The sequence below is a fragment of the Pseudomonas sp. TUM22785 genome (assembly GCF_028198105.1).
Lineage (GTDB): Bacteria > Pseudomonadota > Gammaproteobacteria > Pseudomonadales > Pseudomonadaceae > Metapseudomonas > Metapseudomonas solani.
The window spans coordinates 2,058,233-2,084,354 of record NZ_CP116239.1; the positions used below are offsets into that span (position 1 = coordinate 2,058,233).

25 protein-coding genes and 1 tRNA gene are annotated in these 26,122 nt (G+C 67.5%); 13 read left to right on the forward strand and 13 right to left on the reverse strand.

What is annotated here, in order from left to right:
* Nucleotides 1–118 precede the first annotated feature (118 nt).
* The 6 genes from PI990_RS09615 to PI990_RS09640 form a co-directional block, all read right to left on the reverse strand.
* On the reverse strand, nucleotides 119–1,210 hold the full coding sequence (locus PI990_RS09615; protein ID WP_021219577.1) for an FUSC family protein: 1,092 nt from the start codon (nucleotides 1,208–1,210) through the stop codon (nucleotides 119–121).
* Nucleotides 1,211–1,259: 49 nt separating this feature from the next.
* Entirely contained in the window at nucleotides 1,260–2,591 is a 1,332-nt protein-coding gene (locus PI990_RS09620; protein ID WP_271660478.1) for a deoxyguanosinetriphosphate triphosphohydrolase, read from the reverse strand.
* Between the two features lie 106 nt (nucleotides 2,592–2,697).
* Nucleotides 2,698–3,861, reverse strand: coding sequence for an EAL domain-containing protein (locus tag PI990_RS09625; RefSeq protein WP_184489204.1), 1,164 nt, complete (start codon nucleotides 3,859–3,861; stop codon nucleotides 2,698–2,700).
* A 112-nt stretch (nucleotides 3,862–3,973) separates the two neighbouring features.
* Nucleotides 3,974–4,318 (reverse strand): hypothetical protein, encoded by a 345-nt coding sequence (locus PI990_RS09630; RefSeq protein ID WP_184489205.1) that lies wholly within the window; start codon nucleotides 4,316–4,318, stop codon nucleotides 3,974–3,976.
* Entirely contained in the window at nucleotides 4,315–4,707 is a 393-nt protein-coding gene (locus PI990_RS09635; RefSeq protein ID WP_442969323.1) for a phage holin family protein, read from the reverse strand. The genes PI990_RS09630 and PI990_RS09635 overlap by 4 nt, the downstream gene beginning before the upstream one ends.
* A gap of 2 nt (nucleotides 4,708–4,709) precedes the next feature.
* Nucleotides 4,710–5,024 (reverse strand): DUF883 family protein, encoded by a 315-nt coding sequence (locus tag PI990_RS09640; protein WP_021219572.1) that lies wholly within the window; start codon nucleotides 5,022–5,024, stop codon nucleotides 4,710–4,712.
* Between the two features lie 353 nt (nucleotides 5,025–5,377).
* On the opposite strand from PI990_RS09640, the gene PI990_RS09645 reads away from it, so the two are divergent.
* The gene (locus PI990_RS09645) at nucleotides 5,378–6,586 is read left to right on the forward strand and encodes an ammonium transporter (RefSeq protein ID WP_184489207.1); all 1,209 of its coding nucleotides are present in this window, start codon (nucleotides 5,378–5,380) and stop codon (nucleotides 6,584–6,586) included.
* A gap of 76 nt (nucleotides 6,587–6,662) precedes the next feature.
* Here the strand turns inward: PI990_RS09645 and PI990_RS09650 are convergent, their stop codons facing one another.
* From PI990_RS09650 to PI990_RS09660, 3 genes are all read right to left on the reverse strand, one after another.
* Nucleotides 6,663–7,958, reverse strand: a complete 1,296-nt coding sequence (locus PI990_RS09650; protein ID WP_184489208.1) for an OprD family porin — start codon at nucleotides 7,956–7,958, stop codon at nucleotides 6,663–6,665.
* A 105-nt stretch (nucleotides 7,959–8,063) separates the two neighbouring features.
* On the reverse strand, nucleotides 8,064–8,930 hold the full coding sequence (locus PI990_RS09655) for an MBL fold metallo-hydrolase (RefSeq protein ID WP_271660479.1): 867 nt from the start codon (nucleotides 8,928–8,930) through the stop codon (nucleotides 8,064–8,066).
* Between the two features lie 29 nt (nucleotides 8,931–8,959).
* Nucleotides 8,960–9,553 (reverse strand): glutathione S-transferase family protein, encoded by a 594-nt coding sequence (locus PI990_RS09660; RefSeq protein ID WP_271660480.1) that lies wholly within the window; start codon nucleotides 9,551–9,553, stop codon nucleotides 8,960–8,962.
* A gap of 156 nt (nucleotides 9,554–9,709) precedes the next feature.
* Here PI990_RS09660 and PI990_RS09665 point away from each other — a divergent pair, with 156 nt between their 5' ends.
* From PI990_RS09665 to PI990_RS09695, 7 genes are all read left to right on the forward strand, one after another.
* Nucleotides 9,710–10,291 carry a TetR/AcrR family transcriptional regulator gene (locus PI990_RS09665; RefSeq protein WP_021219567.1) on the forward strand — a complete coding sequence of 194 codons (582 nt, stop codon included), beginning with the start codon at nucleotides 9,710–9,712 and terminating at the stop codon, nucleotides 10,289–10,291.
* Nucleotides 10,292–10,399: 108 nt separating this feature from the next.
* Nucleotides 10,400–11,560 (forward strand): DUF5610 domain-containing protein, encoded by a 1,161-nt coding sequence (locus PI990_RS09670; protein WP_271660481.1) that lies wholly within the window; start codon nucleotides 10,400–10,402, stop codon nucleotides 11,558–11,560.
* Between the two features lie 46 nt (nucleotides 11,561–11,606).
* Complete coding sequence (locus PI990_RS09675; RefSeq protein WP_021219565.1) at nucleotides 11,607–11,846, forward strand: glutaredoxin family protein; 240 nt, start codon at nucleotides 11,607–11,609, stop codon at nucleotides 11,844–11,846.
* Nucleotides 11,847–12,040: 194 nt separating this feature from the next.
* Nucleotides 12,041–12,517, forward strand: a complete 477-nt coding sequence (locus PI990_RS09680; RefSeq protein ID WP_265167983.1) for a MarR family winged helix-turn-helix transcriptional regulator — start codon at nucleotides 12,041–12,043, stop codon at nucleotides 12,515–12,517.
* Nucleotides 12,510–13,991: an efflux transporter outer membrane subunit gene (locus PI990_RS09685; protein ID WP_271660482.1), complete on the forward strand. Its 1,482-nt coding sequence runs from the start codon at nucleotides 12,510–12,512 to the stop codon at nucleotides 13,989–13,991. Before PI990_RS09680 ends, PI990_RS09685 begins: the two co-directional genes overlap by 8 nt.
* Before the next feature lie 14 nt (nucleotides 13,992–14,005).
* Entirely contained in the window at nucleotides 14,006–15,193 is a 1,188-nt protein-coding gene (locus tag PI990_RS09690; RefSeq protein ID WP_043243899.1) for an HlyD family secretion protein, read from the forward strand.
* 10 nt (nucleotides 15,194–15,203) lie between these two features.
* A complete protein-coding gene (locus PI990_RS09695; RefSeq protein WP_021219561.1) occupies nucleotides 15,204–16,739 on the forward strand; it encodes a DHA2 family efflux MFS transporter permease subunit in 1,536 nt (511 codons plus the stop codon).
* 177 nt (nucleotides 16,740–16,916) lie between these two features.
* On the opposite strand, the gene PI990_RS09700 is transcribed toward PI990_RS09695, so the two are convergent.
* The 3 genes from PI990_RS09700 to mobA form a co-directional block, all read right to left on the reverse strand.
* Nucleotides 16,917–16,993 (reverse strand) — tRNA-Pro (locus tag PI990_RS09700).
* Between the two features lie 190 nt (nucleotides 16,994–17,183).
* Entirely contained in the window at nucleotides 17,184–17,405 is a 222-nt protein-coding gene (locus PI990_RS09705) for a YgdI/YgdR family lipoprotein (protein WP_271660483.1), read from the reverse strand.
* A gap of 84 nt (nucleotides 17,406–17,489) precedes the next feature.
* Entirely contained in the window at nucleotides 17,490–18,077 is a 588-nt protein-coding gene (mobA, locus tag PI990_RS09710) for a molybdenum cofactor guanylyltransferase MobA (protein ID WP_271660484.1), read from the reverse strand.
* A 71-nt stretch (nucleotides 18,078–18,148) separates the two neighbouring features.
* Here mobA and moaB point away from each other — a divergent pair, with 71 nt between their 5' ends.
* A complete protein-coding gene (moaB, locus tag PI990_RS09715) occupies nucleotides 18,149–18,688 on the forward strand; it encodes a molybdenum cofactor biosynthesis protein B (protein ID WP_021219558.1) in 540 nt (179 codons plus the stop codon).
* A 23-nt stretch (nucleotides 18,689–18,711) separates the two neighbouring features.
* The gene (locus PI990_RS09720; RefSeq protein WP_271661284.1) at nucleotides 18,712–19,899 is read left to right on the forward strand and encodes a molybdopterin molybdotransferase MoeA; all 1,188 of its coding nucleotides are present in this window, start codon (nucleotides 18,712–18,714) and stop codon (nucleotides 19,897–19,899) included.
* A 194-nt stretch (nucleotides 19,900–20,093) separates the two neighbouring features.
* Here the strand turns inward: PI990_RS09720 and gliR are convergent, their stop codons facing one another.
* Nucleotides 20,094–21,116 carry an AraC family transcriptional regulator GliR gene (gliR, locus tag PI990_RS09725; protein WP_271660485.1) on the reverse strand — a complete coding sequence of 341 codons (1,023 nt, stop codon included), beginning with the start codon at nucleotides 21,114–21,116 and terminating at the stop codon, nucleotides 20,094–20,096.
* Nucleotides 21,117–21,248: 132 nt separating this feature from the next.
* Here gliR and PI990_RS09730 point away from each other — a divergent pair, with 132 nt between their 5' ends.
* The 3 genes from PI990_RS09730 to PI990_RS09740 are packed head-to-tail and all read left to right on the forward strand — an operon-like array spanning nucleotide 21,249 to nucleotide 26,000.
* Nucleotides 21,249–22,844: an FAD-binding oxidoreductase gene (locus PI990_RS09730; protein WP_271660486.1), complete on the forward strand. Its 1,596-nt coding sequence runs from the start codon at nucleotides 21,249–21,251 to the stop codon at nucleotides 22,842–22,844.
* Between the two features lie 2 nt (nucleotides 22,845–22,846).
* The gene (locus tag PI990_RS09735) at nucleotides 22,847–24,424 is read left to right on the forward strand and encodes a glycerol-3-phosphate dehydrogenase/oxidase (RefSeq protein ID WP_271660487.1); all 1,578 of its coding nucleotides are present in this window, start codon (nucleotides 22,847–22,849) and stop codon (nucleotides 24,422–24,424) included.
* A 16-nt stretch (nucleotides 24,425–24,440) separates the two neighbouring features.
* Entirely contained in the window at nucleotides 24,441–26,000 is a 1,560-nt protein-coding gene (locus PI990_RS09740) for an FGGY-family carbohydrate kinase (protein WP_271660488.1), read from the forward strand.
* Nucleotides 26,001–26,122 lie beyond the last annotated feature (122 nt).

Genomic DNA, 26,122 nt, shown 5'->3' on the forward strand with positions numbered 1-26,122 from the left:
CGCATCCGCAGCGGTGCGCTGCCATCGATCCTTCCTTTCCTGTCCCTTCTCCTGCCCCTTCCTGCCAGTGCCCGCTTCCGGTGCTCACGCTGGCTTTTTCCCGATGCAGCCGTCGGGCCTATTCCACAGTGGGCTGCGGCGCGTGGTGCTCGGTGCCGGAGGGAGCCGGCTCTGCGACCTTGCGCTCGCCCCAGCGCAGGCGTGCCCGGTGGGCCGCGTAGGCCATGAGCAGCGCCAGGGCGCAGCCCAGCAGGCTGTTGTAGAGGCGCACCTCGGGCAGGTGCCAGTCACGGGCGAGGCTTTCGGAAAGCAGTACGAAGCAGACGGTGGTCTGCACCACGAACAGGCCGTAGTGCTGGGCGATGAAGGCGCGGCTGAGCACGATCAGCGGCAGCATGCAGGCCACCAGCAGCGTCGGGCTCTGCAGCCAGTGGCCGAAGAGAATCAGCAGCAGCGCGCCGATGAGGGTGCCGAGGCCGCGCTGGATACCGCGCACCAGGCTGCTGTCGAGTTCCATCTGCAGGGTGGTGACCACCGTCAACGTCAACCAGTAGCCGCGCGGCATGCCGGTGAGGTTGGCGGCGAGGCCGGCGAGGGCGATGGCCAGGGTGCAGGCCAGCGCGTGGATCCACCAGAGCCGCCTCGGCAGGCGAGCGGCATGGCGGCGCAGCACGCGGATGAAACCGAGCATGCGCGGCAGCAGGGGCCACAGACGCAGGCCGTGCATGCCGCGCAGGAAGAACGCCAGCAGCATCACCCAGAGGCCGCCGATGGCGAACAGCGCGCCTACCGCCAGGCCGTTGTTGAGGCTACCGCTGCCGGCCTGGCCCTGGCCGAGGCAGAGGCACACCGCCAGGCCCACGCCCAGCTTGCCCAGCTCGGTGCCGTAGCGTTGCAGCAGCGCCAGGAGGAAACCCCAGAGGGCGAAGCTGGCGAGGCTCAGCAACGGGTGGCTGGCGGCCCAGAAGCCGACGCCTGCGCTGAGGGCGCCGAGCAAGGTGAGCAGCAGCATGCGCAGCATGCCGAAGCGGTGCATGGGGTTGGCCAGGGCGGCCTGGAAGGCGCCGGTTGCGGCCCAGAGAAAGCCGGTGTGGGCGGTGAACAGACCGAGCATCAGCGGCAGGCCGCACCCCAGGCCCGCGATGGCGGCCGGGCCCCAGGCGGGAGGGCCGGTGTGCCAGTGCAGGCTTTGTCTGAGCGCCTTGCGCATCTGTCGTGACTCCTTGCTGCGGCCACCTCCCACGGGTGGCCTGGTAACCCTAGACGGGACTGGAGCGCCCGGTCATTTCGCGGGCCATTTCCGTGGCGTAGCTGTCGGTCATCCCGGCGATGAAATCGATCACCCGCAGGAATGAGCGGTACAGCGGCCAGCTCGGGTCCGGGGCATTGTTGCCGAGCAGGTCGAGGATGCGCCGGTTCTTGAACGAGGGCGTGCGCCCGCCATGCTGCTCCAGCGCCGCACCGCAGAACGCGTTGAGCAGGATCTCCAGGGTGGTGTAGGCGCCGATTTCATGGAGCGTCTTGCGCTTGTCCTGGAAGATGCGCTCGCGGGCGATGGCCTTGGCACGCAGCACGCAGTGTTTGGCCGGGCCATGCATGTGCTCCACCAGGTCGCCCTGCAGGGTGCCGCTGAGCAACGCGCCCTGCTGGTCGACGAAGGCATGGGCGGCGGCATTGGTCAGGTGTTCGATGGCCTTGCCGCGGAGGATCGCCAGCTTGCGCCGCCGCGAATCACGCGGGCCCAGCTGGCGGTAGGTTTCCGGCAGGTCGTCGCCCACCAGGCCGAGCAGCACGGCCTCCACCTCCTCGTAGTCGAGCAGCTCCATTTCGAGGCCGTCTTCCAGGTCGATCAAGGCGTAGCAGATGTCGTCGGCCGCCTCCATCAGGTACACCAGCGGATGGCGCGCCCAGCGCTGCTCCTCCAGTTGCGGCAGACCGAGCTTGTGGGCGATCTGCTCCAGCAGCGGCAGCTCGCTCTGGTAGCAGCCGAACTTGTGTTTCTTGTAGCCAAGGGCTTCGGCGTGGCGGGCCGTCCAGGGGTACTTGAGGTAGGTGCCGAGGGTGGCGTAGGTCAGCCGCGTACCGCCATCGAACTGGTGGTATTCCAGCTGGGTGAGCACACGGAAGCCCTGGGCGTTGCCCTCGAAGCTGAGGAAGTCGGCGCGCTGGGTGTCGCTCATGGCGTCCAGCCAGCCGCGTGCGCAGGCCTGCTGGAACCAGTGGCGGATGGCGTCCTCGCCGGAATGGCCGAACGGCGGGTTGCCGATGTCGTGGGCCAGGCAGGCCGACTGCACGATCACGCCGAGGTCGGCCGGGTCGCACCAATCCGGCATCTCGTCACGCAGCACTTCACCCACGCGCATGCCCAGGGAGCGACCGACGCAGCCGACTTCCAGCGAATGGGTCAGGCGGGTGTGGATGTGGTCGTTGCTGGAGACCGGGTGGACCTGGGTCTTGCGCCCCAGGCGGCGGAATGCGCCGGAAAAGATGATGCGGTCATGGTCCTTGTGAAACGAACTGCGGCCCAGTTCCTCGGTGCTGTGCACCGGTTTGCCGAGCCGTTCACGGGTGAGCAGTGTCTGCCAGTCCAACGCCAGTCCTCGCCTTCAGTGGCTGAAGGGGGCTAGCTTCCGGATTAACGCGGGGCACCGCAAGGGGACCAAGGGCGAATGCGCGAGTTCCCGCAGGCGCCGTCCGTCAGAGCCCGGCGGCGTCGATATCCACCAGCAGCAGGCGGTCGCCGTTGTCGATGAACTGGCCGGCGGTCAGGCAGTACTGGTTGGTGGTGGCGTCGCGGTAGGTGCTGGAGAGGGTTAGCCGGCGTTCTTCCCAGCCCTCGGCGAGCAGGTGATAGAAGTACGGCCGCCAGGACCAGTTGTGGCCCTGGTAGCGTGCGTCTTCACGCCATTGCTGGCCGTGCCATTCCAGGTTCGGGGTGAGCTGGGTGCCATTGCGGTCGCATTGGTAGATGCGCAGCAGCCAGGGGTAAAGCTCGGGGGAGGGCAGGGCCTCGAGCCGTGCGTTGCCTTCGGCCCAGTTGCGCAGCTGGTTCATCAGCTGGGTCAGTTGCTGGCGCATGGTCATCAGCCGTGCGCGTTCGGCCAGCTTGCGCTGCACGTACTGGTCGCGCAGCTGGGCGAAGCGTTCGACGAAGGCGTCGGCGGCGAAGAATTCCAGCTCCGGTTTGGCGAATAGGTAGCCCTGCACGTAGCGGGCGCCGCACTCCAGGGCGAAGTCCAGCTCGGCCTCGGTTTCCACGCCCTCGGCGATGATCCAGCAGCCGGTCTTCTCGGCCATCTGTGCCAGTGCCTTGACCACCTCGCCGCTGGGGCCGCCCCGGGCCGCGGCCTGGAACAGCTGCATGTCGAGCTTGAGGATGTCCGGTTGCAGGGCCAGCACCCGGTCGAGCTGGGAGTAGCCGGCACCGAAGTCGTCGATGGCGATGCGTGCGCCGGCCTGGCGGTAGCGGGCGACCACGTCCGGCAGGCGCTGGCTGGCGCCGCCCAGTTCGGTGATCTCGAAGACGATGCGTTCGGGCGCCACGCCGTTGCGCTCCAGCTGCTTGAGGCTGGGCAGGGCCTGGCCCGGGCGCAGGCGGCTGATCCAGCGGGGCGAGATATTGATACTGAGGAACCAGTCCGCCGGTGCCCCGTGCAGGCGCTTGAGGGCGTCCTCGCGGATTTCCCGGTCGAGGCGGCGCAGGGCTGCGGGCGGTACCTTGGAGTCGGCGAACAGCGGGCCGACCGAGAGCAGCCGGCCATCATCCTGGCGCAGGCGCCCCAGGGCTTCGACCCCGGCGATGCGTCCTGTCGCGGTGTCGATGAACGGCTGGAAGCAGGCAAGTGGTTGCCCCTCTATCACGGTGACTCCTTAGGGCTGGCCCGAAATGCACGCGCTCGTCGAAACGACGCGAAGGGAACCGGTCTCTACCGGCTCCCTTGCATAGCAAGAATGTGGCCAGCTTGTCCGACGATCAGACCTTTGGAGGGGACGGCGGCTTCGCAGAGGGGCGGCGCAAGGCGGCGCCCAGCAAGGGCATCAGGCTGCTGCCCAGGCGGATCAGTCGAGTCAGATTGCCACTACGGGCGGCGAAGAAGCCCAGGGCGGCGACCCCGGCAATGCCCCAAAGTGGTGCGTGGGGCATGCCGCCCAGTTGCTGCTGCCAACTGCTGGCGATGCCCTTGGCGCGGCGCAGGGGCTGGGTGAGGACCAGGGTCTCGTGGCGGATCTCCTGGCGGTGCATCTCCAGGCGCAGGCGCACCAGCGCCTTGCGCAGTTCGCGGCGGGAGGTGGTGCGGTGCGTTTCGGGAAGGCTCATGGCATCAGGCGCTCGCGGTCCTGGGCCAGCTCTTCGAGCGTGGCGGAGAAGGGGGAGGACTCATCGTCCACGGCCTGTTTCAGGCGCCAGGCGCAGTAGCCGGTGAGCAGGAAATAGAAGAGGCACAGGCCGCTGATGGTTTCGATCCGTGCACTGTCCCAGAACAGCACCAGCAGCAACGCGGATAGAGCCACCAGCAGGAGCAGGGCGAAGATCAGCGACAGGCCGGCGAACAGCAGCAGGCGCAGGGTGTTGGCCTTCTGCTCCTGCAGCTCGATGCCGAACAGCTCGACGTGGCTGTGCAACAGGCCGAGGAAGGCGGCGCCGAGGCGCCGCGGCGAGGGGCCTTGGCCCGCGTTCTGCGGGCCGGATTCCATTCCCGGCTCCATGGTCAGCGACGCGACGCGAGCAGACCGAGGAGGAAGCCGATGCCGGCGGAAAGGCCGATGGTCTGCCAGGGGTGTTCCTGCACGTAGTCCTCGGTGGCGGCGACGGCGGCCTTGCCCTTGTCGACGATCTTCTCTTCGGTCAGTTGCAGGGTCTCGCGGGCGCGCTTGAGGGATTCGTGGATCTGCAGGCGCAGCTCCTCGGCCTGGTCGCCGGCCAGGCTGGCGGTGTGTTGCAGCAGTTTCTCGGTGTCACCGACGAGGGCCTGGAATTCGGTCAGCAGGTCGTCTTGGGCGCGGCTAGCGGACTTGCGGGGCATGGCGTGAATCTCCTTGGAGGGGCTTGGTTGTTGTGAGTCGCCGCGCTTGGGTTAGGTTCCGCCGATATTTGCCCCCGGGCGCTGGTATGGCGCTTGCAACGCCCTGGTGCGCCAGCGTGCCGGAGCGCCCCGTTATCGGGCGCTCAATGAGGCTCCGACAAGGCTGTTGACCGCTGGCAAGCATATGAAAAACAAAGAGAAAGCCTGAAAACTCAAACTGCCGTCTCCACCGCTTCGCCCCGTTATGGCCCCAGGTCGCGACCCGTTCGAGGGCGTGGCGGCTTCAGGGTGGTGCGTGTCCGGCGCGATTTGACCCGTATTGGTGCTTTTTATCTGCCGGAGCCTTCCTGCCAATGGAAAACCTCAACAGTGCCGTGCAAACCCTGATCCACGGCTCCAACACCCTGTTCATCCTGATGGGCGCCGTGATGGTGCTCGCCATGCACGCCGGCTTCGCCTTCCTCGAAGTGGGCACCGTGCGCCAGAAGAACCAGGTCAACGCGCTGTCGAAGATCCTTTCGGACTTCGCCATTTCCACCCTGGCCTATTTCTTCATCGGCTACTGGGTGGCCTACGGCGTGACCTTCCTGCAACCGGCCAGCGAGCTGGCGGCCGACCATGGCTATGCGCTGGTGAAGTTCTTCTTCCTGCTGACCTTCGCTGCCGCCATCCCGGCGATCATCTCCGGCGGCATCGCCGAGCGCGCCAAGTTCGGCCCGCAGCTGTGCGCCACCGCCCTGATCGTGGCCTTCGTCTATCCCTTCTTCGAGGGGCTGATCTGGAACGGCAACTTCGGCCTGCAGGATTGGCTGAAGGCGAGCTTCGGCGCCAGCTTCCATGACTTCGCCGGCTCCGTGGTGGTGCACGCCGTGGGCGGCTGGCTGGCCTTTGGCGCGGTGCTGCTGCTGGGGCGCCGTGACGGCCGCTACCGCGATGGCCGCCTGGTGGCCTTCGCACCGTCGAACATCCCCTTCCTGGCGCTGGGCTCGTGGATTCTCATCGTCGGCTGGTTCGGCTTCAACGTGATGAGCGCGCAGACCCTGCAAGGCGTCAGCGGCCTGGTGGCGGTCAACTCGCTGATGGCGATGGTCGGCGGCACGGTTGCCGCGCTGCTGGTGGGCCGCAACGATCCGGGCTTCCTGCACAACGGCCCGCTGGCCGGGCTGGTGGCGATCTGCGCCGGCTCCGACCTGATGCACCCAGTGGGTGCGCTGGTGACTGGCGCCATCGCGGGCGGCCTGTTCGTCTGGGCCTTCACCGCAACCCAGGTGAAGTGGAAAGTGGACGACGTGCTGGGCGTGTGGCCGCTGCACGGCTTGTGTGGCGTCTGGGGCGGTATCGCCTGCGGCATCTTCGGCCAGGAGGCCCTCGGCGGCCTGGGCGGCGTCAGCCTGGTGAGCCAGTTGATCGGCACCGGCCTCGGCGTGCTGGTGGCGCTGGTGGGTGGCTTCCTGGTCTACGGCCTGCTGAAGAAGACCCTCGGCATCCGCCTGTCCCAGGAGCAGGAGTACTACGGCGCGGACCTGTCGATCCACAAGATCGGCGCCACCAGCCAGGATTGATCGGGCCAAGCCCGGCACACTCCCATTAAACGAAGAAGCCCGCCGATTGGCGGGCTTTCTCGTTGCGCAGTGGCGACTACCAGAGCGGTACCACGTAGCTGACGATCAGGCGGTTCTCGTCGATGTCGCTGCCGAAGTTGGTGGAGCGCACCGTCGCGTTGCGCCATTTCACGCCGAGGTTCTTCAGCGGGCCGTCCTGGAAGACGTAGGCGATGTCGGTGTTGCGTTCCCATTCCTTGCCTTCGGGGCGACCGGCACCCAGGTCGACGTTGTCGCCGGACAGGTAGCGGGTCATGAAGGTCAGGCCGGGGATGCCGATGGAGGCGAAGTTGTAGTCGTAGCGCGCCTGCCAGGATTTTTCGTCCTTGGCGGCGAAGTCGCCGATCTGCACGTAGTTGACCAGGTAAGGGTCGGTGCCGTTGATGTAGGCGTAGCCGGTGTCGCCACTCATGCTCTGGTAGCCGAGGCCGAAGGCGTGGCCGCCCAGGGCATAGGTGAACATGGCGCCGAAGGCCTTGTTGTCGACGTTGCTGTTGCCTTCGTCGGTGGAGCGGGCGTAGCGGATGTCGCTCTTCAGCGATTGCTTGTCACCCAGTGGCAGGGTGTGCAGCACGGTGAAGATGTGCTGTTTGTAGAACTCGTCCAGGTTGCCGTAGTTGTAGCCGGTGGAGAGGCTGTCGTTCCACTTGTAGGTGGCGCCGGCGAAGTTGAATTCGTCGCTGGTCTGGCCGCCGCGGAAGGTGATGCCACGGGCACCGCCGGCACCGGTGGAGGCCACGCGGCTGTTGGTGATGGTCATGTCCTCGTAGTCCGAGGAGTCGCGCTGGTTGACCTGCTTGAGCTGGCCGGCGTCGAGGGTCAGGCCGTCGATTTCCATCGAGTTGATGTGGCCGCCCTGGAAGGTCTGCGGCAGCAGGCGCGAGTCGTTGTACTGCACGGTGGGCAGCTTGGGCAGCAGGGTGCCGACCTTGAGCACGCTCTTGGAGGCGCGCAACTTGGCGGTCAGGCCCACTTCGCCGTATTCGTCCTGGGCGCGGTTGGGCGCTTCGCGGTCGCGCTTGAGCAGGCCGGTGCCGGTGCGGTCGGGGCTGGAGTCGAGCTTGATGCCCAGCGCGCCGATGGCGTCGACGCCAACGCCGATGGTGCCTTCGGTGAAGCCGGATTCGTAGCGCAGCAGGAAGCCCTGGGCCCACTCCTCGGCCTTGGACTGGGCGGCGCCGTCCTGGCGGAAGTCACGGTTGAAGTAGAAGTTGCGCAGCTCGACGCTGGCCTTGCTGTCTTTCAGGAATTCGGCCTGGGCGAGGCCGGGCAGGGTGAGGCCGGTGCTGAGCGCTGCCAGGGCGATGGCGTGCGCGAGCGAGGTCTTGCTCATTGTTATTGTCTCCTCGTTGGGGTTTCGGGGCGGTTGGGCCGCCCCGTTGCAACGAGTGGAATTAAGCATCTGGTAACAGAATCGTCATTTAGACATTGGTCGGCCTCACTGCACCCACTGCGGGTAGTAGCCGAGGCGGTCCTGCACGGCGGCGTCGTGGGCCGGCACCACGGTGAGGTTCGGCTGGGCCAGCAGCAGGTCGTGCACCCGTTGCAGCTGGGCGCGGGTGCCGTCGCGGTCGTTGTCCACCATCCGCCGGCTGACCCAGAACTTCTCGTGGGGCCCGGTGAAGCCTTCCAGGCGCCAGCTGGTATCGCCGGTGAAGAAGAAGCGCCGGCCGTCGTCGAGGGTGAGGAACAGGCCCACCGAGCCTGGTGTGTGCCCGGTGAGCGGCACCAGCACCAGGCTGCCGTCGCCGAACAGGTCGAGGCTCTCGTCGAAGCCCATGTAGGGCTCGGGCAGGAACTCGAAGGGCTGCCAGAGGACCTTGTGGGCGAACTGGCTGGGCAGCACCGCCGGCGGCGTGGCGATGTGGCTGAACTCGATTTCCGCCCAGGGCGCCCAGACCGGCACCTCGGGGAAGTCGGCCAGGCCCGAGGCGTGGTCCCAGTGGGCGTGGGTGAGGAGGATGCGGTCGACGCGGATGCCGTCACGGTCCAGTTGGTCCCGTGCGGGGGTGACGGTTTCGTACTTGAACAGCGGCTTGTCCCACCAGGGCATGTCGCCCTGGAACTGGGCGTCCACCTGGCGGCCGAGCCCGGTATCCAGCAGCAGGGTGGCGGCGTGGTGCTGGATGAGCACGGCGACGTGGTTGACCGCGACGGTCTGCGTCCACTGGCCGCCCTCCATGGTGAAGGCGTCGAGGGTTTCGGCGTGGGAGGTCTTCACCAGGGCGAAGCGCAGGCCCTGGGCGCTGGCGAAGGGGCTGGCGATCAGCAGCAGGCTGGCGAGGAGGAGGGGGAGCAGGCGCATGTACGGCTTCCTTGCGATGGCGGAGAGGTTCAGAGGTGCGGCAGCTCGACATAGCCGGGCAGGGCGCGGATGCGCTCGCACCATTGGCGGATGTGTGGGTAGGGGGTGAGGTCGAGCCCGCCTTCCCCGGCCATCGCCAGGTAGGGGTAGTTGGCGACATCGGCGACGCTGGGCGCCTCGCCTTCGGCCAGCCAGGCGTGCCGGCCCAGTTGCAGTTCCACCATCGCCAGCACCTGGCGCGCCTTGGCCTGGGTGGCTTCGAGGTCGCCGGGCCGGCCGAACAGCTTCATCACCCGCGCGGCGGCCGGGCCGTGGTACAACTCGTTGGCGGCGTAGCTCAGCCAGCTGGCGATGCGGCCCTGCTGCAGGGCATCGTCGGGCAGCCATTGCGGCGCATAACGGCGTGCCAGGTAGACGAGGATGGCCTGGGAGTCGGCCAGGCTGTTGCCTTGGTCCACCAGCAGCGGAACCTGACCCCGTGGGTTGATGGCGAGGAATGCCGGTTGCTTCTGTTCGCCGGCGGGCAGGTTGACCGTGACGATCTCGGCGCGCTGGCCGATCAGGCCGAGGAACAGGCGCACCTTGTAGCAGTTGCCGGAGAGGGGGAAGTCGTGGAGCTGCATGGTGGTGATCCCTGTGGTCGTTGTGCGGCTGGATATTAGACAGACAGGTCTGTATATTTCAAGCGCCAACCGTATCGCGCTGCAGGAAGGCAGCTGCGGTGCGGGTTTGAGCCGGTGCGGGCGGATGCGCATAATGCGCCGGTCAGGAGGTTCCACATGGCTTCGAGCAAACGCGATCAGTTGATCGACACCGCCATCGCGCTGTTCTACCGCGATGGTTTCCACGCCACCGGCATCGATCGCATCCTCGCCGAGTCCGGCGTGGCGAAGATGACGCTGTACAAGCATTTCAAGTCCAAGGACGAGCTGATCGAGGCGGCCCTGCGCCAGCGCCTGGAACCCAGTCGCCAGATGATGGCCTGGGCGCTGGAGAACCTGGCGCCGAGGGCGGCGATCCTTGCCGTCTTCGATGGACTGCACCAGTTGCTGCATGGCAAGGAGTTCTTCGGTTGCGCCTTCGTCAACGCCGCCGCCGAGTTCCATGACCGCGAGCACCCGATCCACCGCGTCGCCGCCCTCCACAAGGCCAACGCCCAGCTGCATTTTCGCACCGCCCTCGAACGCCTGGGGGTCGCCGAACCCGAGCGCCTGGCGCGGCAGTTGCAGTACCTGATGGAAGGGGCGATCGCCATGGCCCATGTGCAGGGCCCGGCCGAGCAGGCACGGGAGGCCAGGGATGCCGCAGCGGTGCTGTTGGGCGCGGCGGGTGTCGCCACGTCGGACGCGACGAACGTCTGACGTCAATTTCGGTCACTGCCGTCCATCGGCTGCGTACGGATTCGTTCTCAAGGTTTCCAAGGGGCTGCCGTCAAATCGGTGTACATCCGATTTTCCGGGACCGCCACTATGAAGACCCTCGATTCCCTGGCTTCCGCAACCACGCGCCCGAGTTATCTGAACAAGATCGACAGCGCGACCCGTAACGCCACCAATGCGCAGAACGTGTTGGCCAACCGTGTTGCCCAGCGCCTGGGCATCGAGCCCGGCAGCCTGGCCGGCAAGACCCAGGATGACTACACGCCCGACAAGGTGGCCGGGCGCATCCTCGACTTCGTTGGCGGGCGCATCAAGGCCGAAGCGGCCAATGGTGCCGACACCGAGAAGCTGCAGAAGATGCTCGACCAGGCCCGCGAAGGCGTGGAGAAGGGCTTCGCCGAAGCGAAGAAGATCCTCCAGGGCCTGGGTGTGCTCGGCGGCAAGATCGCCAGCGACATCGAAGACACCTTCGGCAAGATCCAGGATGGCTTGAACAACCTGGCCAGCTCCCTGGGCCTGGATGGCAACACGCCGAGCACCGGCACTTCCGGCAGCACCAGCGTCAGCAGCTCCACCCAGAGCTTCTCCGCGCGTTCCTCGACCTTCGACATGGAGGTGACCACCAAGGAAGGCGACAAGGTGAAGATCTCCATCGCCCAGGCCTCGGCCGACTGGTCGAAGACCTCCTCGACGGGCTCCGACAAGGACGGCAAGAGCACTTCGGGCACCCGCTCCGAGTCCGGCAGCATGCAGATCGGCGGCTGGAAGGTGCAGGTGGATGGCGACCTCAACGACGAGGAGAGAGCAGCGCTCAGCGACCTGCTCGACCAGGTGCAGGATGTCTCCAGCAAGTTCTACTCCGGTGACCTCAACGGTGCTTTCGACCGCGCGCTGGCCCTGAACATGAACGGCGATCAGCTGGCTTCCATGTCGCTCAATCTCACCCAGACCAGGGTCAAGGCCACCAGCACCTACGGCTCCGTGGCCCAGGAAGGCGGCCAACCGGCCAGCGCGGTGAACACCTCGCTGCAGGACTACGCGAAGGGCATGCTGGAGGCGCTGAAGAACGCCGCCAAGCTCTCCGACGACCCGAAAGGCACGTTGCAGGACCTGCTCAACGGCGGCTTCTCGCTCAACGACCGCCTCAGCGACAACCAGCTGGACAAGGCCCAGGCGTTCAACAGCAAGCTGCTGGACGGGCTGCAGAACCTGCTGCCGGCCGCCGCCAAGGACGACTCGGCCAAGGCCTGAGGCATGTTAGAATTCGCGCCTTTCCTGATTGGCGAGGCGCGTGGCGATGCTCCCCGAATGCAGCCTGTTCGGCACCCTGGGTTGCCATCTCTGTGAAGTGGCGGAGGGTGTGCTGATGCCCTTCGTCGAGCATGGCCTGATGGTCGAGCTGATGGACATCGCCGACCGCGAGGAATGGATGGACGACTACGCCCTGCGCATTCCCGTACTGCGTCGCTGCGACACCGGTGCCGAACTGGACTGGCCTTTCGACGCGGCCAAGGTCGCCGCCTTCCTCGAACGCTGACCGCCGGTCGGCCGCTTCCCCTCTCCGTACCTTCTCTCTGCACGTCACGGCAGCCCGTGGCGACTGCCTTTGCGCCGATCAATCCCCCTTTTTCGGAACGGATTGTCGATTTAAAGCAACAGTGAATACCTTGCCAAATGTTTCGTCGCTCGTATGATTGCCCAGTCAGTTACTGCCTAGGCAGATATTAGCCAATGAAGCACTACAGCCCCGCCGACTACCCCTTCACCGGCTCCGTCGGCCAGTACATCGGGCGCTCCGCCATGCTCAAGGACCGCCTGCTCGATCGCTACCTGGCGCCCCTGGACATCACCTCCGCGCAGTTCAAGGTGCTGATGTTCATCTACATGGACCGCGCCAACACTCCGGCCGACCTGTGTCGCGAGCTCTCGGTGGACAGCGGCTCCATGACCCGCATGCTCGACCGCCTGGAGAAGAAGGGCCTGCTGCTGCGCAAGCCCTGCCCGGAGGACCGTCGCAGCGTGCGCCTGGCCCTCAGCGAGGACGGCCTGCGCATCAGCCAGCAGATGCCGGAGATCGTCGCCGACGCCATGAACGAACTCACCAGCCCGCTGACCACCGAGGAACTCCGGACCCTGGTGGGCCTGCTGGGCAAGATCCTGCAAGGGCGCGACCCGTGCGCGCCGATCGGAGCCACTAACAATGAGTGAATTCAGCTGCACAGCACGCCTGGGGCGTAGCGCCCTGGTGCTCGGTGCCGCCCTGGCCCTGGCCGCCTGCGCCAGCTCCAGCGGCCTGGAGCCCGAGGGCAAGGCCCTGGATGCCGCTGCCCTGCAGGCCTGGCGCAACCTCGCGGGTACCCCGTTGAGCGCCGCCGCCTGGCCGCGTCAGGACTGGTGGAAGCAACTGGGCGATGCCCAGCTCGATGCCATGGTGGAGGAAGCCCTGGCTGGCTCGCCGGACCTGCAGGTGGCCAGCGCCCGCACCCGCAAGGCCCTGGCCGAAGCCCAGGCGCAGGACGCCGCGCGCATGCCCAGCGTCAATGCCAGCGCCAGCTATTCCGGTGCCCGAGCGCCGGAGAGCGTGGTGCCCGCGCCCATTGGCGGCAGCTATGCCGCGGTGAAGTACCTGTCCCTCGGTTTCAGTTACGACCTCGACCTCTGGGGCGGCAAGCGTGCCGCCTGGGAAGCCGCGCTCGGCCAGGCCCGCGCCGCCGAGGTGGACCAACAGGCCGCGCGCCTGAACCTGTCCGCCAGCGTCGCCCGCGCCTACAGCCAGCTCGCCTATGCCTTCGTCGCCCGTGACCTGGCGGAAGAAGAGCTGAAGCGCTCCGAACACCTCTACGCCCTCAGCAAGCAGCGCCTGGCCGCCGGCCTGGACAGCAAGGTGCAGCTGCAACAGAGCGAGGCCCAGCAGGCCGCCGCGCGCCAGCAACTGCTGGCCGCCGAGCAGCAGATCGACAGCGATCGCATCACCCTCGCCGTGTTGCTGGGGCAGGGCCCCGACCGTGGCCAGCGCATCCAGCGCCCCGTGGTGCTGCAGCCCACCGCCCTGGCGCTGCCGTCGAACCTGCCGGCCGAACTGCTCGGCCGCCGCCCGGACGTGATCGCCGCGCGTTGGCGCGTCGAAGCGGCGAGCAAGGGTATCGACTCGGCCAAGACCGGCTTCTATCCCAACCTCAACCTCAGCGCCATGGTCGGCCTCGCCGCCCTCAGCAGCGGCGACCTGTTCCAGGGCGACAGCCGCTTCTACCAGGTGGCGCCGGCCATCTCCCTGCCGGTGTTCGATGGCGGCCGTCTGCGCGCCAACCTGGCCGGCGTGGACGCCGACTACGACCTGGCCGTGGCCCAGTACAACAAGACCCTGGTGGGCGCCCTCGGCGAGGTCAGCGACGACCTCAGCCAGCTGCGCTCCCTGGCGCAGCAGATCGAGGTGCAGCGCCAGGCCCGTGACATCGCCAAATCCAACTACGACCTCGCCATGCGTCGCTACGGCGAAGGCATCGGCAACTACCTGGACGCCCTCAGCGTCGAGCAGCAACTGCTGGTCACCGAACGCCAGCTGGCCAGCCTGGACGTCCAGCAGATCGACACCTCCGTGCGCCTGGTGCAGGCCCTCGGCGGTGGCTTCCAACCCGAACCGACTCCGCTCGCCCAGGGCGCCCGCCCGGCCGCCGCTGAATGAACGAGGCACAGACCATGACCACCCAGACTTCGGAAACCGCCGTCCAAGGCAACCCCAAGCGCAAGCGGATGCTGCTCATCCTGCTTGCCGTGATCCTCATCCTCGCCGCCCTCAGCTTCGCCTGGGAGCAGCTCTTCGGTCGCTGGAGCGAGCACACCGACGACGCCTACATCGGCGGCAACGTGGTGCAGATCACCCCGCAGACCGTGGGCACCGTGACCAGCATCGGCGCCGATGACGGCGACCTGGTGCACGAAGGCCAGGTGCTGGTGCGCTTCGACCCCAGCGATGCCGAGATCGGCCTGCAGCAGGCCGAAGCCAACCTGGCGCGCACCGTGCGCCAGGTGCGCGGCCTGTACAACAGCGTGGACGGCTACAAGGCCGAGGTGGCGGCGAAGAAGGTCGCCCTGGAGAAGGCCCGTGCCGACTTCGCCCGCCGTCGCAACCTGGCCAAGGACGGTGCGATCTCCCAGGAGGAACTGGCCCACGCCCGTGACGCCCTGGACTCCGCACAGAGCTCCCTGACCAGCTCCGAGCAGCAGCTCAACAGCAGCCGTGCCCTGGTGGACGACACCGTGATCGCCTCCCACCCGGATGTGAAGGCTGCCGCCGCGACCCTGCGCCAGGCCTACCTGGAAGACGCCCGCGCCACCCTGGTGGCCCCGGTCACCGGTTATGTCGCCAAGCGCACCGTGCAGCTGGGCCAGCGCGTGCAGCCCGGCACCGCGCTGATGGCGGTCATCCCCCTGGACCAGGTGTGGATCGACGCCAACTTCAAGGAAACCCAGCTGAAGAACATGCGCATCGGCCAGCCGGTGGAGATCGAGTCGGACCTCTATGGCGGCGACGTGAAGTACAGCGGCACCGTGGACAGCCTCGGCGTCGGTACCGGCAGCGCCTTCTCCCTGCTGCCGGCGCAGAACGCCACCGGCAACTGGATCAAGATCGTCCAGCGCGTGCCGGTGCGCGTCCGCATCAACCCGGAGCAGCTCAAGGAGCACCCGCTGCGCATCGGCCTGTCGATGAGCGTCAAGGTCGACCTGCACGACCAGAGTGGCCCGTCCCTGGCCCAGCAGGCACCGAAGAAGCCGTTGTTCGCCACCGACGTCTACCAGCGCCAACTGGCGGAAGCCGACCAGTTGATCGAGCAGCTGATCCACGCCAACGGCCCGGACGCCACCCACAAGACCGCGCAGCGCTGAGACGGCGACCATGAGCGAGAACGCAGCAGCCAGCTTCACCCCGCCGAACCTGGTGCTGGCCACCATCGGCCTGTCGCTGGCGACCTTCATGCAGGTGCTCGACACCACCATCGCCAACGTCGCCCTGCCGACCATCGCCGGCAACCTGGGGGTGAGTTCGGAGCAGGGCACCTGGGTGATCACCTCCTTCGCGGTGAGCAACGCCATCGCCCTGCCGCTGACCGGCTGGATGAGCCGGCGGGTGGGTGAGGTGCGCCTGTTCATCGGCGCCACGCTGCTGTTCATGCTGGCGTCCTTCCTCTGCGGCGTGGCCCAGTCGATGAACAGCCTGGTGGGTTTCCGCGCCCTCCAGGGTTTCGTCGCCGGGCCGCTGTACCCCATCACCCAGACCCTGCTGCTGTCGATCTACCCACCGGCGAAGCGGGGCATGGCCCTGGCGTTGCTGGCGATGGTCACGGTGGTGGCGCCCATTGCCGGGCCCATCCTCGGCGGCTGGATCACCGACGACTTCAGCTGGCCGTGGATCTTCTTCATCAACCTGCCCATCGGCCTGTTCGCCGCCTTCGTGGTCTACCAGCAGTTGCGCAAGCGACCGGTGACGCTCAAACGCGAGCCCATGGACTGGATGGGCCTGGCGACCCTGGTGATCGGCGTCGGCGCGTTGCAGATCGTGCTCGACAAGGGCAACGACCTGGACTGGTTCGAATCGAACTTCATCATCGGTGGCACGGTGATCGCGGTCATCGCCCTGGCGGTGTTCATCATCTGGGAGTTCACCGACCGCCACCCCATCGTCAACCTGCGGCTGTTCCGCCACCGCAACTTCACCGCAGGCACCGTGGCGCTGGTGGGCGGCTACGCGGCCTTCTTCGGCATCAACCTGCTGTTGCCGCAGTGGCTGCAGACCCAGCTCGGCTACACCGCGACCTGGGCCGGCCTGGCGGCGGCGCCCATCGGCCTGCTGCCGGTGATCATGTCGCCCTTCGTGGGGCGCTACGCGCAGAACTTCGACCTGCGCGTACTGGCCAGCCTGGCGTTCTTCGCCATCGGCGCCAGTTGCTTCATGCGGGCCTCCTTCACCACTGAGGTGGACTACCTGCACATCGCCCTGGTGCAGCTGTTCATGGGCTTCGGTGTGGCGCTGTTCTTCATGCCGATCCTCAGCATCCTGCTCTCGGACCTGCCGCAGAACGAAATCGCCGACGGCTCCGGCCTGGCCACCTTCCTGCGGACCCTGGGCGGCAGCTTCGCTGCCTCGCTCACCACCTGGATCTGGATACGCCGCGCCGACCAGCACCACGCCTACCTCACTGAACACATCAGCGCCTACGAGCCCGGCACCCGCCAGGCCCTGGAGCAGATGGGCGGCATGAGCCAGCAGAACGCCGCGTCCCTGGACCACATCGTCACCGGGCAGGCGTACATGATGTCGACCATCGACTACTTCACGATGATCGGCTGGGTCTGCATGGGGTTGATCCTGCTCATCTGGCTGGCCAAGCCACCCTTTGGTGCCAAGCCCGGTGCGGCGGCCAACGCCCACTGAGGCAATGCGCACAGGTAGGTTGGCGCCGAGCGTAGCGAGGCCCAACACGACGAAGCCCGATGCCCTTGCATCGGGCTTCTTTTGGGCGGAGTGGAGGGGGCGGGGGAAGAAAGGAAGAGGGCCAGCTTTTTCGCAGGCAATAAAAAACCCGCCTATAAGGCGGGTTTTTTCGGGATATGGTCGGAGCGACTGGATTCGAACCAGCGACCTTCTCGTCCCGAACGAGACGCGCTACCAAGCTGCGCTACGCTCCGTGGAATGAGCGCGCATTCTACAGAAAACTTTTTGGTCGACAAGGGGTTAGCTGAAATTTTTTTACCGGGGCAGGGCTGCCGCGGCGTCCGGGGGTATTGCCCTGTTGCAGGGGCCGGACAAAACGAAGCCCGCCTCGGGTGACCCCGCGACGGGCTTGTTCAGGCGACCGGGGAGGTCGCCGGATAAGGCTCAGAGTTCCTTGATGGTGCGGACCTGGTCCTTGTTGACCTTGGCGCGCTTGCCATCGAGTTGCTCGAACTCGTAGAAGCCGGAGTCATCGTCGTAATCGGGCTTGTCCACGGCCTGGATCTCGCGGCCGTCGTTCAGGGTGATCACGGTGGGGGACGAGCAGCCGGCCAGGGTGACCAGGCCGAGCGCGAGCACGAGTGCGGGAATGATCCGCTGGTTCATCTTCCATCTCCTTGATGAATGAACGGGAGGTTCTCGGGCTCTGACGGAAAACCAGCCGGCAAAGTTCCGGAGGCCCGCTGGATTTCATACCGATCCGCGTGGGTTCTCCAGCAGATCCGGCGTATTCAGGTTGGCCAGGCGCGGGTCGCCCACCGGGCATTCCACGGCGATCGGGTCGAGGGTGCGGAGGATGCGTTGCGGGCTGCGCTCACCGGCCTGCCAGGCCTGTTCGATCTGCAGCAAAAGGGCGCGCGGCAGCACGCTGAACAGCGGTTCCCAGTAGCCGCCCTGGTGCAGCATCACCGGCCGTTCGCCGGCTTCGCGCAGCAGCGAGTCGAGCAGGGGGGCGTCCACCAGCGGCGCGTCGCAGGGCAACACCAGCAGGTGGTCGTGGCGCGCGGCGGCCAGCCCGGCTCGGATGCCGGCCAGTGGGCCCGGGTAGTCGGGGCTGTCGTCCGTCACCAGTTGGTCCGCCCATTGCGCGTAGCGCTCGGCGTTGCGGTTGCAGGAAATGATCAGGTCATCGGTGCGTGCGCGGGTGGCGGCATGCAGCCAGGCGATCAGCGGCTGGCCGCGCCATTCCACCAGGCCCTTGTCGCGGCCGCCCAGGCGCTGGCCGCGGCCGCCGGCGAGCAGCAGAACGGAGCAGGGAAGGGGGGCGTTGCCGGGCATGGGTGGGCTCTCGGGAGGGGCGGCGCTGTGATATAACACCGGCCATTCTGTCCTACAACTGGAAGCCTGCCATGAACCACAAGGCCGAGGCGGTATTCGTGCCCCTGAACATCGCCGTTCTCACCGTCAGCGACACCCGCAGCCTGGAGACCGACACCTCCGGCCAGCTCTTCGTCGACCGCCTCACTGCGGCCGGGCACAGGCTCGCGGCCCGCGTGCTGCTGAAGGACGACCTCTACAAGATCCGCGCCCAGGTGGCGACCTGGATCGCCGAGGACGCGGTGCAGGTGGTGCTGATCACCGGCGGCACCGGCTTCACCGGGCGCGACAGCACCCCCGAGGCCATCGCCTGCCTGCTGGACAAGCAGGTGGACGGCTTCGGCGAGTACTTCCGGCAGATTTCGGTGGCCGATATCGGCACCTCCACCATGCAGTCCCGCGCCCTGGCCGGCCTTTCCAACGGCACCCTAGTGTGCAGCCTGCCGGGCTCAACCAACGCCTGCCGCACCGCCTGGGACGGCATCCTCGCCGAGCAGCTGGACAACCGTCACCGCCCCTGCAACTTCGTGCCGCACCTGACCCGCGCCGACGCCTGCGAGAGCCGCGGGTGAGCTGCTGCGACAACCCCGGCCTGATGCCGGTGGAAGACGCCCTGGCCCGGCTGCTGAAGCTGGCCGGGGAGGCTGCCATCCGCGAGCAGGAAGAGGTCGCCCTGGCCGATGCCGATGGCCGTGTGCTGGCCGAACCCCTGGTGGCCGGCCTCGACCTGCCGCCCTGGGACAACAGTGCGATGGATGGCTACGCCCTGCGCCTGGCCGACTGGAATGGCGAGCCGCTGGTGGTCAGCCAGCGCATCCAGGCGGGCAGCGCTCCCGGCGCGCTGCAGCCGGGCACCTGTGCACGCATCTTCACCGGCGCGCCGCTGCCCGAAGGCGCGGACACGGTGGAGATGCAGGAAAACGCCGAGGTGCTGGACGACGGCCGCGTGCGCTTCATCGAGCCCATGAGTGCCAGGCAGAACGTGCGTCCCAAGGGCCAGGAAACTCGCAGCGGCGAAACCGTGCTGGATGCCGGCACCCTGCTGGGCCCCATCGAAATGGGCCTGGCCGCCACCCTCGGTGCCGCACGCCTGCAGGTGCGCCGCCGGCCTCGCGTGGCGGTGCTCTCCACCGGTGATGAACTGGTTGCGCCGGGCCAGCCGCTCGGCCCGGGGCAGATCTACAACAGCAACCGCACCCTGCTCATCGCCTGGCTGCGCCGCCTGGGTTGCGAGGTGGTGGATGGCGGCATCCTCGCTGACGACCTGGAACTGACCCGCAAGGCCCTGGGCGAGCTGACCGGCGTCGACCTGATCCTCTCCACCGGTGGCGTCTCCGTCGGCGAGGCGGACTTCCTTGGCCTGGCCCTGCGCGAGGCCGGCGAGCTGGCGTTGTGGAAACTGGCGATCAAGCCGGGCAAGCCGCTGACCTTCGGCCACTTCCAGGGCGTGCCGGTGATCGGCCTGCCGGGCAACCCGGCCTCCACCCTGGTGACCTTCGGCCTGCTCACCCGGCCCTACCTGCTGCGCCGCCTCGGCGTGGACAAGGTCGCGCCCCTGGGCTTCCCGGTGCCGGCCGGTTTCACCTGGAGCAAGCCGGGCAATCGCCGCGAGTACCTGCGCGCCCGACTCGAAAACGGCCGCGCGGTGATCTACCGCAACCAGAGTTCCGGTGTGCTGCGCAGCGCCGCCTGGGCCGAGGGCCTGGTGGAAGTGCTGGAAGGCACCACCCTGGCCGAAGGCGACAGCCTGCTCTTCATCCCGCTGAGCGAACTGCACGCCTGAACCCTGCAACCCGGGTTTCGGTCCGGGTTGCAAGCGGGGTCCCGGGCTGAAGCCCGGGCTACATCAGCAGGTGTGTTGTCGTGTGTTGCGCCAGGCATCGAACGTAGGTCGGGTGCAACCCGACAGCTCAACTCGACCCCTCTTGCGGATTTCACCCACCGTACATGCCGATCGCTGCACATGCCGGGTGCGGATTAACCCTGCCGCTTAGCCTCGCGGTATTCCCCCGGTGTCTGCCCGGTCCAGGTCTTGAAGCTGCGGTGGAACGAGCGTGACTCGGTGAAGCCGAGGTAGCTGGCGATGTCCTGGATGGCCAGGTCGCTGCGCAGCAGGTAGTGCTCGGCCAGTTCCTGGCGCAGTTCGTCGAGGATCTGCTGGTAGCTGGTGCCGGCCTGCTGCAGGTGGCGCTGCAGGGTGCGCACCGTCATGTGGAATTTCTCCGCGACCCGTTCCTTGCGTGGCAGGCCGTCCTTGAGCAGCAGGCGCAGGGCGTTCTTCACCCGTTGCGGCAGGGGTTCGTCCTGGTCCAGCCCGGCCATCAGCGCCAGGGCATGTTCCTCGAGGGTGCGCAGCAGGTTGGCGTCGGCCTGGCGCAGGGGCACGCCGAGGTACTCCATGGGCACCAGCAGAGCATTGCAGGCCTGGTCGAAGCGGATCGGACAGCAGAAGACTTCTTCGTAATCCTCCAGGCGGGTGCCGGCGGGCTGGGCGTGTTCGAACCAGACCTCTCGGGGCGAGCGCTCCATGTCGGCGATCCAGCGGGCGTAGAGCAGCCAGGAGGCGAGCACGTTCTCCACCATGTGGCGGCGGATCTCCGGGGCTTCGTGGCGGCAGTTCCAGATCAGGCGGATGTGGTCGCCCGCGGCTTCCATGCGGCTCGTGCCCATGTCGCCCACCAGTTTTTCGTACGGGACGATGCGGCTCATGGCCTCGCCCAGGGTGGCGCAGTTCATGGTGATGTAGCCGAGCACGCTCCACGAGCCCGGCTGCACGAAGCGGGCGGAATGCAGGCCGAACAAGGGGTCGTCGGAGACCGCCATCAGGTGCTGCAGCAGGCGTTCATGGGCTTCGCTGGGCATGCGCTTGCCGTTGTCGGCCAGCTCCTCGGCGCGGATGCCGGCAGCGTCGAGCGCAGCGGCCACGTCCAGGCCGAGGTGCTCGGCATGGCGCAGGTACTTGAGCAGGGCGGGAACGGAGGTATAGCCGAGGGAATCCATGGTTTCTTCTTGTTCTGAAATGTCTTGATTGGCGATAGCCACTGTCCCGATCCGACAGTGACGCCCTTGCGCGGCTGGCTAGTATAGGCACCCATTGAAAGCCTCCGAAACAACTCGAACAAGGAGAAGGGCATGCGACGCTGGAACGGCTGGGGTGAAGAGTCGACCGTGGTGGAACTGCCGGCCAATGGCACGGATTTTCTGGCCCAGCGCGTCGGCGCCGGGCAGCGCCTGGACGACGCCACCCTCGCGCAGGTGCTGGCGCAGGTGCCGGCCTCGCGCCTGCCGCCCCATGTGCTGGTCAGCCAGGACGCCGAGGAGCGCGTGCGCCACGCCCGTGGCCAGAGCCTGCCGGATTGGCTGGCCATGCGCGAAGGCCGTTTCGAGGTGTTCCCCGACGGTGTCGCCTACCCGGAAACCGCTGAGGACATCCGCCAGCTGATGGCCTGGGCCCGGACCCATGACATCGTGCTCATCCCCTACGGCGGCGGCACCTCGGTGGCTGGCCACATCAACCCGCAGGCCGGCGAGCGGCCGGTGCTGACCCTGTCCCTCGAACGCATGAGCCGCCTGCTGGACCTGGACGAGCAAAGCCTGATCGCCACCTTCGGCCCCGGCGCCAACGGGCCGCAGGTGGAAAGCCAGCTGCGTGCCAAGGGCTACACCCTCGGCCACTTCCCGCAGTCCTGGGAGCTGTCGACCATCGGTGGCTGGGTCGCCAGCCGTTCCAGCGGCCAGCAATCCCTGCGCTATGGCCGCATCGAGCAGTTGTTCGCCGGTGGCACCCTGGAGACCTTCGACGGCCCGCTGGAGCTGCCGACCTTCCCGGCCTCGGCTGCGGGGCCGGACCTGCGCGAAGTGGTGCTGGGCTCCGAAGGCCGCTTCGGGGTGATTTCCGAAGTGCGTGTGCGGGTCACCCGCCTGGCCGACCAGGAAAGCTTCTACGCCGTGTTCCTGCCCAGCTGGGAACAGGCCCTGGCGGGCATCCGTGCGTTGGCCCAGGCGCGGGTGCCGCTGTCGATGCTGCGCCTGTCCAACGCCATCGAGACCGAAACCCAGCTGGCCCTGGCCGGCCACCCCGAGCAGATCGCCCTGCTGGAGAAGTACCTGGCTTTCCGCGGTGCGCGCACCGGCAAATGCATGCTGACCTTCGGCGTCACCGGCAACCGCCAGCAGAACGCCGTATCGCTGCGCCAGGCGAAGAAGCTGCTGAAGGGCTTCGGTGGCGTGTTCACCGGCACCCTGCTGGGCAAGAAGTGGGCGGAGAACCGCTTCCGCTTCCCCTACCTGCGCCATGGCCTGTGGGATGCCGGCTACGTGGTCGACACCCTGGAAACCGCCACCGACTGGATCAATGTCGACAACCTGCTGAACAAGGTGGAGGCCAGCCTGCGTGACGGCCTGGCGGAGGAGGGCGAGCGCGTCCACGTCTTCACCCACCTGTCCCACGTCTATGGCGAGGGCTCCAGCATCTACACCACCTACGTGTTCCGTCCGGGCGCCAGCTACGAGCAGGCCCTGCAGCGCTGGAGCCGCTTGAAGCGCGCGGCCAGCGAGGTGATCGCACGCAACCGCGGCACCATCAGCCACCAGCACGGCGTGGGTCGCGACCATGCGCCCTGGTTGCCGGTGGAGAAAGGCGAGCGCGGCATGGCGGTGCTCAAGGCACTGGCCGGGCACTTCGACCCCGAGGGCCGCCTGGCTCCCGGCGTGCTGATCCAGGATTGACCATGCAGCCCTGGAACGCGGCCTGGCGCGAGCGCGTGCTGCCGGAGCTGGCGGCGCGGGACTGGGACCTGATTGTCGTCGGCGGCGGCATCACCGGCGCCGGCATCCTCCGCGAGGCGGCCCGGCGTGGCTGGAAGTGCCTGCTGCTGGAGCAGCGCGACTTCGCCTGGGGTACTTCCAGCCGCTCCTCGAAGATGGTCCACGGCGGCCTGCGCTATATCGCCAAGGGCCAGTTCGGCCTGACCCGTGACTCGGTACGCGAACGCCAACGCCTGCTGGCCGAGGCGCCAGGGCTGGTGGATCCGCTGAGCTTCGTCATGCCCCACCGTGGCGGCTTCCCCGGCCCCCGCGTGTTCGGCAGCCTGCTGGCGGTCTACGACGCCCTGGCAGGCAAGCGCAACCACCTCTATCACTCACTGCAGCAGCTGCGCTTCCTCACCCCGGGGCTGGACGAGGCGAAGCTGCAGGGTGGCACCCAGTTCTTCGATGCGGTCACCGACGATGCGCGCCTGGTGATGCGCGTGCTGGCCGAGGCCCGGCGCGATGGCGGCGAGGCGCTCAATGGCCTGCGCGTGGTGGAGCTGACCCGCGAGCAGGGCCAGGTGGTCGGCCTGGTGGCGGAAGACATCGAGAGCGGCCAGCGCTACGCCCTGCGCACCCGCGCCGTGGCCCAGGCCACCGGTGCCTGGGCCGATCGCCTGCGCCGCCGTGAAGGCAGCGAGCACATCCGCCCCCTGCGCGGCAGCCACCTGCTGCTGCCCGGCTGGCGCCTGCCGCTGGCCCACGCCATCAGCTTCATGCACCCGGCGGATGGCCGCCCGGTGTTCGTCTTCCCCTGGGAAGGCGCGATCGTGGTCGGCACCACCGACCTCGATCACCGCGACGAGCTGGACCTGGATGCCCGCATCAGCGCCGAGGAGGTGGACTACCTGCTGGCCGCCTGCCGCGAGCAGTTCCCCGCTGCCGCCATCGGACGTGCGGACGTGCTCTCCACCTGGGCCGGCGTGCGCCCGGTGGTGAGCGATGGCGAGGCGTCGCTGAAGCCCTCCGACGAGAAGCGCGAGCATGCGCTGTGGACCGAACCCGGTTGCGTGACCCTGGCCGGCGGCAAGCTGACCACCTTCCGCCTGCTGGCGCTGGAGGTGCTGCGCGCCTGCGCCGGTTTCAACGGCCGCACGGTGGATGATCTCGGCGCAGCGGTATTCAAGCCGGCGCCGTTGGCGAGCCTGCCTGGCCTGGGCCCCTTGGCGCAGCGGCGCCTGGCGGGGCGGCATGGCCCGGAGCTCGTCGAGATTGCCCGGCTGATCGATGAACTGGGCAGCGAGCGCGTCGGCGCCACCGATACCCTCTGGGCCGAATTGGCCTGGGCGGCGGAAGCCGAGCTGGTGCTGCACCTGGACGACCTGCTGCTGCGACGCACCCGCCTGGGCCTGTTGTTGCCCGGCGGCGGTGCGGCGCTGATGCCGCGCATCCGCGCGCTGTGCCAGGCCCGCCTGGGCTGGAGCGATGGGCGCTGGGAAGACGAGGAACGGGCCTATGCTGCGCTCTGGCAGCGCAGCTACAGCCTGCCCGCAGAATAAGAACAAGGAATCCACCGTGAGCGAGAAGAGCTACCTGCTGGCGATAGACAACGGCACCCAGAGTGTCCGTGCGCTGCTGTTCGACCTGGAAGGCAACCTGGTGGGCAAGGGCAAGGTGCCGCTGGAGGCCTACTACTCCAAGCAGCCCGGCTGGGCCGAGCAGGACGCGGAGTATTACTGGTCGAACCTCGCCGAAGCCTGCCGCTTGCTGTGGGAATCGGTGGATATCGACCGCAGCCTGATCCGTGGCGTCTCCGTCACCACCCAGCGCGGCACGGTGATCAACGTCGACGAGCAGGGCACGCCGCTGCGCCCGGCGATCATCTGGCTGGACCAGCGTCGCGCCGAGGTCGAAGGGCGCATCAAGGGCCCCTGGGGCTGGCTGTTCCGCCTACTGCGCATTGAGGGCACGGTGGATTATTTCCGCGCCCAGGCTGAGGTGAACTGGGTGTCGCAGCACCAGCCGGACATCTGGCAGCGCACCCACAAGGTGCTGCTGCTGTCGGGCTTCCTCACCCACCGCCTGTGCGGGCGCTTCGTCGATTCGGTGGCCTGCCAGGTGGCCTATCTGCCGTTCGACTACAAGCGCCTGGACTGGGCCTCGCCCAAGGACTGGAAGTGGCAGGCGATGCCGGTGCGCCGCGAGCAGCTGCCGGACCTGTTCAAGCCGGGCGAGCGCCTGGGCAGCATCAGCGCCGAGGCCAGCCGCCTGACCGGCATCCCCGAGGGACTGCCGCTGATCGCCGCCGGGGCCGACAAGGCCTGCGAGGTGATGGGCTCGGGCGGGGTGGAGCCGGACACGGCCTGCCTCTCCTACGGCACCACGGCGACCATCAACACCACCCGCCGCAGCTACCTGGAAACCATCCCGCTGATCCCGCCCTATCCGGCGGCGATTCCCGATCACTTCAATACCGAGGTGATGATCTACCGCGGCTTCTGGATGGTCAGCTGGTTCAAGCAGGAGTTCGGCCTGCGCGAGATGCAGCGGGCCAAGGAGCTGGGCGTCGAGCCCGAGGCGCTGTTCGACGAACTGGTCAACAGCGTGCCGCCGGGCTCCATGGGCCTGATGTTGCAGCCCTACTGGACGCCGGGCATCCGCGAGCCGGGGCTTGAAGCCAAGGGCTCGATCATCGGCTTCGGCGATGTGCACACCCGCGCGCACATCTACCGCGCCATCCTCGAAGGCCTGGCCTACGCGCTGCGCCAGGGCAAGGAACGCATCGAGAAGCGCTCGGGCACGTCGATCAAGCGTTTGCGCGTCTCCGGTGGCGGTTCGCAAAGCGATGCGGCCATGCAGCTGACGGCCGATATCTTCGGCCTGCCGGCGGAGCGGCCGCACGTCTATGAAACCTCGGGGCTGGGCGCCGCCATCGACTGCGCGGTCGGCCTGGGACTGCACCCGGACTTCCCCACGGCGATACGCGCCATGACCCGCGTCGGCCAGGTGTTCCACCCGGACCCGCAAGCGCAACGCATCTACGAGCGGCTCTACCAGGGGGTGTACCAGCGCATGTACCGGCAGCTGAAGCCGCTGTACCAGAAGATCCGCGAGATCACCGGGTACCCGGCCTGATGCGGTTGACGCATTGGGTCGGGTCTGGCTCGGCGTTGCGGTGACGGGTTGATCGCGAATGAATTCGCTCCCACGAGGAGCGGGCGCCTGTCACGCAGGCAATGAAAAACGCCCCCGGAGCA